This window comes from Microcella sp., assembly GCF_046296455.1.
Classification (GTDB): Bacteria; Actinomycetota; Actinomycetes; order Actinomycetales; family Microbacteriaceae; genus Microcella.
Genome location: NZ_JBKBLF010000042.1, coordinates 1 through 9,026, shown reverse-complemented (window position 1 = coordinate 9,026; position 9,026 = coordinate 1). Strand labels below are relative to the sequence as shown.

Annotated in this window: 7 protein-coding genes; 4 read left to right on the top strand and 3 right to left on the bottom strand. The window is 72.9% G+C overall.

What is annotated here, in order from left to right:
- The coding region (locus tag ACK4HH_RS13025) for a S8 family serine peptidase (protein WP_409652744.1) at window positions 1–764 on the bottom strand (764 nt) is incomplete at its 3' end.
- Window positions 765–935: 171 nt separating this feature from the next.
- On the opposite strand from ACK4HH_RS13025, the gene manA reads away from it, so the two are divergent.
- Window positions 936–2,054 (top strand): mannose-6-phosphate isomerase, class I, encoded by a 1,119-nt coding sequence (gene manA / locus ACK4HH_RS13020; RefSeq protein ID WP_409652741.1) that lies wholly within the window; start codon window positions 936–938, stop codon window positions 2,052–2,054.
- On the opposite strand, the gene ACK4HH_RS13015 is transcribed toward manA, so the two are convergent.
- Window positions 2,029–4,059: a hypothetical protein gene (locus tag ACK4HH_RS13015; protein ID WP_409652739.1), complete on the bottom strand. Its 2,031-nt coding sequence runs from the start codon at window positions 4,057–4,059 to the stop codon at window positions 2,029–2,031. The genes manA and ACK4HH_RS13015 overlap by 26 nt on opposite strands.
- Window positions 4,056–5,288, bottom strand: coding sequence for a hypothetical protein (locus ACK4HH_RS13010; RefSeq protein WP_409652736.1), 1,233 nt, complete (start codon window positions 5,286–5,288; stop codon window positions 4,056–4,058). Before ACK4HH_RS13010 ends, ACK4HH_RS13015 begins: the two co-directional genes overlap by 4 nt.
- An 87-nt stretch (window positions 5,289–5,375) precedes the next feature.
- Here ACK4HH_RS13010 and galE point away from each other — a divergent pair, with 87 nt between their 5' ends.
- The 3 genes from galE to ACK4HH_RS12995 form a co-directional block, all read left to right on the top strand.
- Complete coding sequence (galE, locus tag ACK4HH_RS13005; RefSeq protein WP_409652733.1) at window positions 5,376–6,347, top strand: UDP-glucose 4-epimerase GalE; 972 nt, start codon at window positions 5,376–5,378, stop codon at window positions 6,345–6,347.
- A gap of 155 nt (window positions 6,348–6,502) precedes the next feature.
- Window positions 6,503–6,817, top strand: coding sequence for a WhiB family transcriptional regulator (locus ACK4HH_RS13000; protein WP_409652731.1), 315 nt, complete (start codon window positions 6,503–6,505; stop codon window positions 6,815–6,817).
- Between the two features lie 52 nt (window positions 6,818–6,869).
- Window positions 6,870–9,026, top strand: a 2,157-nt coding sequence (locus ACK4HH_RS12995) for a glycosyltransferase family 2 protein (protein ID WP_409652728.1), incomplete at its 3' end; no start/stop codon positions are given.

Genomic DNA, 9,026 nt, shown 5'->3' with positions numbered 1-9,026 from the left:
ACCGCCTGGATGCGGTCGTCGAGCGGCGGGAAGACGCTGCTCGTGACGAGGCTGAGGTTCACGACGCCGGCGGGCTGCGTCATGATCCAGTCGAGCGCGGCGAGCAGCTCGACGGTCGAACCGGTGCCGCTGCACGTGAAGACGCGCACGGGCACGATCGTGGCCGCCTTCGCGACGCCGTAGCTCGTGCTCGCGGCCGTGCCGGCCACGTGCGTGCCGTGCCCGCTGCCGCAGTCGGCCGTGCTCGAGTTGGGAACCGCTCCGCGATCGGTGGCGAAGTTGCGCCCCGAGACGAGGCGCGAGCCGAACTGCGTCGAGCTCGGTGAGACCCCGGTGTCGACGACGTAGATGCGCACACCCGAGCCGGCCGAGTCGGGGTAGGTGTACTGCCCGTCGCTCGTGGCCGTCGTGCTGTCGAGCCGCGACAGCCCCCAGGGCGCCGAGCTCTGGGTCGTTCCCGGTCGGATGGCCACGTGCTCGACGACGTCGACGACGCCCGGCAGGTCGTCAAGGGCGGCCGCCTGCTCGGCCGTGAGCTCGGCCGTGAAGCCGTCGATGACCTGCTCGTACTGGTCGACGATCGCGCCTTCGGCGATCAGGGCCTGCTCGGCCGCGCGACCCGCGGCGTTCTCCGCGATCTCGACGAGGTAAGCGTTCGTCTCGCCGGCGGCAGGGGGCAGGTCGGTCGGCTGGGCGCTCGCGGTAGTCGGCGCCATGAGGGCGCCGATCACGGCAATGGTCGTGAACGCGGCGGTCAGCGGCATGAAACTCTGTCTCGGCACGAGCGAACCCCCCTTCGGCTGTGCGGTTCTGATCGTACTTCGGAGCCCCCCGCGGGGTCGACGGCCCCAAGCGGGGGGTGTTCTCTCTGCGAACACCGGCCGACCGGGGTAGTAGCCTGTGCCTGCCCAGGCCGCCCCCGTCGAGAGGTCACCGTGCTGCTGCGCATCACCAACGAGCCCCGTCCGTACCCGTGGGGCTCGCACGACGCGATCGCCGCGTTCCGCGGTACTGAGGCGTCAGGGCAGCCCGAGGCCGAGGTCTGGCTCGGCACGCACCCCGGGTCTGCCGCGCGCCTCGTGCACGAGCCGCACACGACGCTCGCCGCGTGGCTCGCGCGGCATCGTGCGACCGGCTCCCTGCCGTTCCTCGTCAAGATCCTCGCGGCGGCCGCACCCCTGTCGCTGCAGGCGCACCCCACACCCGAGCAGGCGCGGGTCGGGTTCGCGCGCGAGAACGCGGCGGGCATCCCCGTCGATGCGCCGCACCGCAACTACCGCGACGACAATGCGAAGCCCGAGATGATCATCGCGCTGAGCGATCCCTTCCTCGCGCTCTGCGGATTTCGACCCGTGGCCGAGTCGCGTGCCGAGCTCGCGGCGGTCGGCGATCCTCGGCTCGAGCCGCTCATCGCTCGGCTCGGCGACGAGGCGGCGCTGCGCGTGGCCGTTCCGTGGCTGCTGGGTCGCGGGGCCGAGGTCGACGCGGTCGTGGATGCCCTGCAGCAGTGGGGCGAGCGCGCCGAGTCGCCCACCGCTCTCACCGTGCGCCGCCTCGCCACCGCGTACCCGGGCGACCCGGGTGTCGCGATCTCGACCCTCATGCACACCGTGCGTCTCGCGCGCGGCGAGGCCCTGTACCTGCCGGCGGGCAACCTGCACGCCTATCTCGACGGTCTCGGCATCGAGGTCATGGCCACGAGCGACAACGTGCTGCGCGGGGGGCTGACGAGCAAGCACATCGATGTCGACGAGCTGCTGCGGGTCGTCGACTTCGATCCGCTGCCGGCGCCGCGCATGGTGCCTGTCGTCGACGGCCCGCGCGCGGTCTATCGCCCTGACGTTCCCGACTTCGCCGTGCAGGTGGTCTCGGGTCGCAACGGTGCGCGTGTGCCCCTCGACGGTCCGGCCATCGCGATCGTGATCGAGGGAGCGTGCGTGCTCGAGGGCGACGAGACGCTGCGGCGCGGCGAGGCGGTGTACCTCGACGAGATCGAGTCGCTGCGCGTCGACGGAGACGGCACGCTGCTCATCGCGACAGCGAACGCTGCCTGAGCCGGTCGACGACCGTCGCGGCGAGGGCATCGCGCTCGACCGTCGAGCGCTCGGCATCGACATGGCGCACGACGAGCCGCTCGGTGCTCCAGTGCCGATCGATGAGCGGATGCGAGCCCGCCGGGCGCAGCTCGCGGTAGTGCCGCGGCGCGGCGACGACGAGCTCGCCGAAGCCGAGTGCGCCGAGCAGCCGGGCCCGCACGGCGATCTCGAGCCCTCGCAGCAGGCGATCGCGGTCGATCACGTCGCCGAGCAGGGCCGACACGGGGCAGTCGAGCTGCACGATCGGCGCCCCCGCGGTCGCCGCGAGCTCGTTCGCGACATCGGCGGGAGGCTGGTGGTGGTGCCCCGGCAGCGTGGCGATCGCAGGGTCTGCCGTGGCGATCGGCGCCAGGGCGGCGAACCGTTGCTGCGTGCTCAGCGCCGTCGCGATCGCGGCGTTCGACTCATCGACGAGCAGCACGCTTCCTAATCCGGGGGGTGCCGTCGCGAGCGACGAGGCGTGCACGGCGACCGGCCCCACCCACGACGGGTACCAGCTCGCGACGATCTGCTGTACGGCGTCGACCCCCTCGAGCAGCGCCACCGACACGGGCTGCTCGATCCGCAGCGGCGCGCCCAGCAGCATCGCGGGCAGCAGCCCGAGCAGCAGCGCGAGGTCGCCCGGCGCCGTCGTGTCGTTCGGGTCGATCGCGCGAGGAAGGCCGAGGGTGATGGATTCGGGGATGCCGAGCCCCGTCATCCCGATCGAGACCGTGACCGAGGGCGAGCCCCCGTTCATGACGGTCGAGCGGGGCTCGAGTGATGAGGGCCGCCGGAGTCGGGCCGACAGCGGCACCGACGGGCGAGGCAGCTGCTCGAGCTGCTCGACGAGCGAGGGTCGACCGCCGGCGAGCCGGACCTGGTACCGCTTCGACGATCGCTCGAACGCGCGTGCGAGTCGGCGGTGGGTGCCCGCACGACGCAGCGCGCGAGCGGCCATGACGGCGTAGTTGCGCTGCTCTTCTGACACCACGGGGCGGCGCGCGAGGGGGACCAGCGACCGCGGGGGGCGGAAGGTCGTGACGTCGTCGAGCGCTCCGACGGCGAGCAGCAGGCTCATTGTGCGCAGGCACTTCTCGCACTGAGAGCAGTTGAGTGCGTCGAAGCGCTCCCAGCAGACGCGCAGATGGTGCCGCACGGCGTCGTGCGTGCTGATCGAGGCGACCTTCGCACCGCGATCGTGCGCGGCGCCGTCGTGGATCACCTGCGTCGCCTCGGTCGACCAGAGGTGGTCGAGCAGCGGGTGCGAGCCCCACGGCGTGAGCGTGTCGTACGAGGCGGTCGAGGGGATGAGCACGCGCGTGTACCCGAGCGCGCCGAGCACCACGGCCGTCGAGCCCAGTGCGTGACCGTGGCCGATCAGGCCCCAGTCCGCGCGCGCACTCCCTGGTTCTCGCACGGTCGAGCGCATCGCGAGCATCGTCAGGTCGAGCCGGCGCCCGATCTGGGCGAGCTCGTCGTGCACGCGGTCGAGCATCTGCGGGTGCGAGAGCGGAACGTCGAAGCCGTCGACGTAGACCGCAGCGTCGAGATCGTGCTGGTGGCGCAGCAGCGTGAAGAACGAATCCACCCCGCCGGTGAAGAAGGTCGCCGTGCGCTCGCTCGGTGCCCTATCGAGCGGAGAGCCGTCGAGCGGGATGCCCGTGGCGATGATCGGCACGACGCCCACGGCGTCGGGGAACCATGCCGCCTGAATGCGCTGGAACTCGTCGAGCCCGCGCAGTAACCGCGACGAGACGGGCTGATCGATGTGCAAGGGCTGACGCAGCGTCATGGCGCTGAGCAGCGCCATGGCCGCCGCGATCGATCCGCGGTGCTGCGCTGCGACCTGCGATTCGTCGATCGATGACGGCAGCGTCACCTGGATCGGAGCAACCTCGGCGTCATCGCTGTCGATGACGGTCGAGAGCACGACGCGGTCGTCCGGGTCTCGGGCGATCTCCAGGCGCGCTCGAAGGCTCATCCGGTAGTGCCCGCTCGGTCAGGCAGTGGGTGCGCCTGCTGCAGCCGGCGCGCGCGTCGCAGGGCGAGACGAAGCGCCAGGCGGTGCCGCAGGTCGCGCGGAGGCAGGGCCTCGCCGACGTGCAGCGGGTACCGGCGGGCGACGTACCGCACGCGATCGGCGAGCAGGTCGCCGTAGGGCCTGGTGCGCGGGTTGCGCTGCAGCGCTGCCGCGACGAGTCGGGCGTTGAAGACGTCGTTGGCGCCCCGAAACCCCTCGTCGAGCATGCTCTCGAGCGAGATCGTGCCCGGGAAGGTGCGCAGCAGGTGCCCCACGTCGACCGCCTCGAACAGCAGCCGCGTGCGCGAGCACTTGATGCACCGCCCGCAGTTGTCCATATCGAACTGCTCCCAGCACACCCGCAGGTGCTCGTGCACGAGCGGCTCGTGGGCGATGCGCGCGATCTTGCCGGTGCGCGGGGCGTCGGCGCCGTCGTGCACGACGCTCACCGCATCTGTCGACCACAGCGGATCGATGAGCGGCTGGCTGCCCCACGGGTCGATCTGGGCGTAGCTCTTGCCCGAGGGGATTCGCACCGTTCCGATCCCCAGGGGGGCGAGGGCGAGCGCGACCGTCGCGAGTGCCGCACCGTGCATCATGAGGCCCCAGCTGCCGACCGCGTCGAAGAGGGTGCGGATGCTCGACTCCACCTCGAGCAGCTCGACCTGCGCGGCCTCGGCCACTGCCTCGAGGTGCCGTCGCGTGCGGTCGAGCGCGTCCGGGCGCGTGAGGGGAACGTCGAAGCCTGCCACGTAGACGAGAGCTGTGATGGTGGCGCGGTTCTGCAGCAGGGTGTCGAAAGAGTCGACCCCCGCGGTGAAGAACGTCGCCTCGCCGGCCCCGCGCGGGCGTTCGTCGACGCCGGCCTCGGCGCGCACTTCGACCCGCTGCAGCAGCTCGGGGTACCAGGTCGTGAAGACCGTCTGGTACTGCGGCATGCTCGCGAGCAGGGTGCGCGAGGCGGGCTGCTCGAGCCGCAGCGCGGTGCCCTGGCGCATGGCGGTCAGCATGCCGACGGCGAGCGAGACATTGCCGAGGTCGACCGGCGTGAGGTCGTCGAGTCGGGCGCGCGGCGGCAGGGCCATCCAGACCTCGGGCAGCTCGCCCTGGTCGCCCGTGAGGCGGGTCGTGATGACGACCCGCCCGTCGTCGCGGCGCTGCGCGGTCGACGAGACGGTCAGCTCTGACACGGGCGGGTGCTCCAACGGTCGGGGCGACGGAGGGTGGGGCCGTCGCGGCGCAGATTCTCGACTCTACCGAGCGATAGCGTGGGACGCATGACCTCTTCGACCTGGCTCGTGACCGGTGGTGCCGGCTACATCGGCGCGCACGTCGTGCGCGCGCTCTCTGCGGCCGGCATGACCCCGGTCGTGCTCGACGACCTGTCGAGCGGGCACGCCGCCTTCGTTCCCGCCGACGTGCCCTTCGTGCGCGCATCCGTGCTCGACGCGACGGCGGTCGAGGCGGCGCTCGTCGACCACGGCGTCTCGGGTGTCATCCACGTGGCGGGCTTCAAGTACGCCGGGGTCAGCGTGCAGCGGCCGCTGCACACCTACGAGCAGAACGTCACGGGCATGGCGGTGCTGCTGGGTGCGATGGAGCGCGCCGGCGTGCGGCAGTGCGTCTTCTCGTCGTCGGCCGCGGTGTTCGGCGCGGTCGACGTCGACCTCGTCACCGAGGGCACGCCGAAGAACCCGACGAGCCCCTACGGCGAGTCGAAGCTCATCGGCGAGTGGCTACTGCGCGATCAAGAGGTCGCGGTGGGCCTGCGGCACACGAGCCTGCGCTACTTCAATGTGGTCGGCTCGGGCGACTCCGCGCTGCGCGACACGAGCCCGCACAACCTCTTTCCGCTCGTCTTCGACGCCCTCGTCGAGGGCCGCGTGCCCCGCATCAACGGCATCGACTATCCGACTCCCGATGGCACGTGCGTGCGCGACTACATCCACGTGGCCGACCTCGCCCTCGCCCATGTCGAGGCCGCGCGGCGCCTCGAGGCGGGGCAGTCCATCGAGCCCGCGTACAACCTCGGATCGGGCGACGGCGTCTCGGTGCGTCAGATCATGGATGCCGTCGCGCAGGTCACGGGTATCGCCTTCGAGCCCGAACTGGCCGAGCGCCGCCCCGGGGATCCGCCGCGCATCGTGGCGAGCGGCGAGCTCGCCGCGCGCGACCTCGGCTGGGCGATGCGCCACACGCTCGAGCAGATGGTGCGTTCGGCGTGGGAGGCGCGGCGGGCATCCGCCTGAGCTTCGCTCGCCCTTCTATCGTCTTGTGCGGCGCGTCGCAACTCTGAATAGCGGGTCGAACCTTTTACTATCCGCGACTTGACGCGAGCGAATGACACGGGTGTAATTAGGGCATCCCGCGCACCGGGGGGTCGCGTGGGGGAGGGAGTCAGAGCATGAGCGAGTACCGGAACACCGTTCCCGGAGACTGGTTCGTCGACCCCGTCCGCCTCGGTGTGCCGGGCGTGCGGCGCCCGCGCAGCGATGACGACAACGCGCTCGCGTGGCAGGCCGACGCCCTGTGCGCCCAGACCGACCCCGAGGCGTTCTTCCCCGAGAAGGGCGGCTCGACGCGCGACGCGAAGAAGATCTGCACGACGTGCGAGGTCAAGGCCGAGTGCCTCGAGTACGCACTGCAGAACGACGAGCGCTTCGGCATCTGGGGCGGCCTGAGCGAGCGCGAGCGCCGCAAGCTGCGCCGCCGCGCGTGACCCGCCCGCCGGCCTGCGCCGCGTAGCGACGACGCCGTTTAGGGTCGAGAGGGTGCAGCCCCGAGTCATCGCGATCGTCGTCGCCCGCCGTGGCGGCGAGGTGCTGCAGCAGACCCTGGATGCCCTCGCCCAGCAGAGCCGCCGCCCCGACCTGCTCGTGGTCGTCGACGCCGCGGGCGCCGACGCCGTGACCGCCCAGCTCGCCGCCGCGAACCCCACCCAGTTCGTCACCGCGTCGACGGGGCTCGGATTCGGCGAGCTCGTGCACCGCGGACTCGCCGCTGTACCCGTGCCGCCCCCCACCTCATCGCCCTACGGCGGCGTCGACGAGTGGCTCTGGCTGCTGCGGCACGACACTGTTCCCGACCCGCGGGCGCTCGAGCGACTGCTCGCGGCCGTCGAGATCGCGCCCTCGGTGGCGGTCGCCGGCCCCAAGCAGCTCGACGCCGGGCACCCGACCATGATCGTCGGCTACGGCGAGACGCTCACGCGATGGGGTGCCGCGATCGGCATCGCCGAGCGCGAGCTCGACCAGGCGCAGCACGACCGCATGAGCGACGTGCTCGCGGTCGGTGAGGCGGCCCTGCTCGTGCGGCGCACGGTGTACAACGCGGTCGAGGGCTTCGACCCGGCCCTGCCCTCGGTCGATGCCGCGCTCGACCTGTGCGTGCGCATCCGGCTCGCGGGGCACCGCGTGATCGGGGTTCCCCAGGCGCGCGTCTTCGTGCACGAGGGAACAGCGCTCGCCGCGCGTGCGGGCGCGGCCCCGCGCGAGGTATCGCCGCGCGCCCGTGCGCGACTGCAGCGCACGGCGCAGCTGCACCGGCGGCTCGTCTACGCCCCGGCGGCGGCCGTGCCCATCCACTGGCTCAGCATCGTGCCTCTCGCGATCGCGCGCGCCCTCGGGCAACTGCTGCGCAAGCGCCCCACGTTCGTCGGCTCCGAGTTCGCGGCGGCGCTCGCCGTCGCCTTCTCGGGCGGCGCGGTGCCGAGTGCTCGCCGCCGCCTCGCTCGGGGGCGTTCGCTGGGCTGGGCGGCGATCGATCCCCTGCGCATGCCCCCCGACGAGGTGCGCCGTCGCCGCGCGGTCGCTCGCGACGCGCTGCTGAGCGCGTCCGAAGACAATCGCCCGCCGCGCCCCGACTTCGTGCCCGGCGGCGCCGTGGCCGTGGCGGTGGCCGGGGTCGTCGGCGTGATCGCCGCTGCGCCGCTGCTCGGCGCCCCGGCCCTCGTCGGCGGAGCGCTCGCGCCGCTCGCTCCCGACCTGCCGAGCCTGCTCGCGGGGCTCGAGGCGACGCGGCAGGGCGCGAGCGATCCCTTCGCCTTCGTGCTCGCCCTGCTCGGGCTGCTGACGCCGTGGCAGCCGTCGCTCGTGATCGTGGTGCTCTGGGTGGCAGCGCTGCCGCTCGCGGCGCTCGGCGGGTGGTGGGCCGCATCGTCGGTCGTGCGCCGCGGGGGGCCGGCGTTCGTCGTCGCCCTGGTCTGGGCGTTCTCGCCCGCGCTGCTGAGCGCGCTCGCGCTCGGTCGACCGGCGGCCGTCATCGCTCACCTCACGCTGCCGTGGCTCGTCGTGAGCGCGGCGCGCGCCCCGCGCTCGTGGAGCGCCGCGGCTGTCGCGGGCCTGACCGCGGCCATCGTGGTCGCGAGCGCGCCGAGCCTGCTGCCCGCGCTGGTGGTTGCCTGGGTGGTGTGGATGCTCGCCAACCCTCGCCGCGCCGGCCGACTGCTGACGCTCGTGGTTCCGACCGCCGCCCTGCTCGCGCCCCTCGCGGTCGACCAGTTGCGCCGCGGCACGCCGCTGGGATTGCTCGCCGACCCGGGGCTCGCCGCCGCACCCGGGGCGGTATCCCCGCTCTCGCTGCTGCTGGGCTGGCCAGCACCCGATCTCGTGCTCGCCCCCGTGGCGGGGTTGCTGCCTGAGCTCGCCGCGACCACGGTGCTCATCGGGCTCGCGGTGCTGACCGCGCCGCTCGTGGTGCTCGCGCTGCTCGCCCCCGCGCTGCCGGACGGGCGCCGCGGAATCGTGCCGCTCGTGCTGGCGGCCCTCGGCCTCGTGACGGCGTGGGGCGTCTCGGGGCTGGCGGTGTCGGTCGCCGACGGCCGACCGGTGCTCGTGGACGCCGGCCCCGCGCTCAGCCTGCTCGGCCTCGGCCTCGCCCTTGCGGCGGGGATCGCGCTCGACACCCTCCGCGCCGCGCGGCGCCGCGCG

What these genes read in the sequence shown, in the direction of transcription:
- galE (WP_409652733.1), top strand. Translation starts at nt 5,376, where the DNA reads ATGACCTCTTCGACCTGGCTCGTGACCGGTGGTGCCGGCTACATCGGC.
- ACK4HH_RS13015 (WP_409652739.1), bottom strand. Translation starts at nt 4,059, where the DNA reads ATGAGCCTTCGAGCGCGCCTGGAGATCGCCCGAGACCCGGACGACCGC.
- ACK4HH_RS13000 (WP_409652731.1), top strand. Translation starts at nt 6,503, where the DNA reads ATGAGCGAGTACCGGAACACCGTTCCCGGAGACTGGTTCGTCGACCCC.